The 1,430-nt window shown below is 73.8% G+C and carries 1 protein-coding gene; it reads left to right on the forward strand.

Annotation, left to right across the window (positions count from 1 at the left end):
• The first annotated feature begins 284 nt into the window (after window positions 1-284).
• Entirely contained in the window at window positions 285-1,394 is a 1,110-nt protein-coding gene (locus ACFT5B_RS09635) for a hypothetical protein (RefSeq protein ID WP_386797778.1), read from the forward strand.
• Window positions 1,395-1,430: the final 36 nt, after the last annotated feature.

A 1,430-nucleotide genomic window follows, 5' to 3' on the forward strand; every position in this document is an offset into this window, starting at 1 on the left:
TGGTTCTGGGACCACACGGGGACGTGGCGGAACATGCGGCCGAACCTGCCGCGGGGCGGCGCCGCCCCGGGGGGGGGGGCGCGGCCCCGCCCCGGGGGGCCGGGCGGGCGGGGCGGGGGGGCCGGGGGGGGGTCCACCGCCGCGGGCCCCGGCGGCGGCCTGCGGCGTGACGACGCCCCGGCGTCGCCACCGCCGTCGGTCCCCGCGACAGTGCCGCCGTCCTGCGCGATGCTGGGGACGAGGGTCCGACCTTCACGGAACCCGCCCGCCGACGGGAGGACGACATGAGCGAGAACCCGAACGGCCCCGGTCGGGGCTCCGAGCCGAACGAGCCACCCTCCCCGTACGAGCCCGAGCGGCCCGCTCAACCGACGGAACCCGCGCAGCCGACCGAGCCGGCGCAGCCCGCGCCGCCCAGCGAGCCGCCGCAGCCCGTGCAGCCGACGGAGCCACCGACGGCCCCGCCGGCACAGCCGGGTGCGTATCCGCCGCCCGGCGGCTACCCGCCGCCGCCTCAGCAGCAGCCGTACGGCCAGCAGCCCCCGGCCCAGCCGGGTGCGTATCCGCCGCCCGGCGGCTACCCGCCGCCCGGGCAGCAGCCGCCCGCGTACGGCCAGCAGGCGCCGGGAGCCTACCCGCCCCCTCCCGGAGGCTTCCCGACGGCGCCGCCCACGTCGGGCGCCGGCTACGGCACGACGCCGCCCCCGTGGGCATCGGGCGCACCCGTGACGGTCGGGCAGGCTGTCTCGTACGGGTGGAGCAAGTTCTGGTCGAACGCGGGCATCTGGATCGCCGCGGTGCTGGTGGTGGCGGTCATCGCGTTCGTCATCAACCTGACCTTCAGCGCCACCCTGCGCGCCGGGTTCAACGGCTCGTCGACCGAGGACCTCCAGCAGCGTCTCGACGACGCCCGGAGCTTCGGCAACGTGCTCCTCGCTGCGATCGGCTCGATCCTGTCGTACGTGGTGCTGGCCTTCCTCGTGAGCGGCGCCCTGGCGACCACGTACAAGGGTCGCGCGGCCTTCGGCGACTTCTTTCGACTCAAGAACTTCGGGAACATCGTCCTGCTTGCCGTGGTCGTGGGTGTCCTGTCGTTCGTCCTGGGGTACATCCCGTTCCTGGGCTCGATCATCCTGCTGGTGATCGAGTTCTTCCTGACGTTCGCGCTGTACTTCGTGATCGACGCCGGGCAGGACACGTTCACCGCGATCAGGTCGAGCTTCGGGATCGTGAGCAAGAACCCGGGCGTCGTGATCGTCCTTCTCCTCGCCGTCATCGGCATCACGATCGTCGGAGCGCTCATCTGCGGCGTCGGCCTGCTCGCGGCCGTGCCGATCGGCCTGCTGGCCTACGCGTTCGCGTACCGCAGGCTCACGGGCGGGATGCCTGTCTGACCTCGCTCTGAACGTACGGAGGGCGCCGCGACGACC

This window comes from Luteimicrobium sp. NPDC057192, from assembly GCF_042670205.1.
GTDB lineage: Bacteria > Actinomycetota > Actinomycetes > Actinomycetales > Cellulomonadaceae > Luteimicrobium.

What these genes read in the sequence shown, in the direction of transcription:
- ACFT5B_RS09635 (WP_386797778.1), top strand. Translation starts at nt 285, where the DNA reads ATGAGCGAGAACCCGAACGGCCCCGGTCGGGGCTCCGAGCCGAACGAG.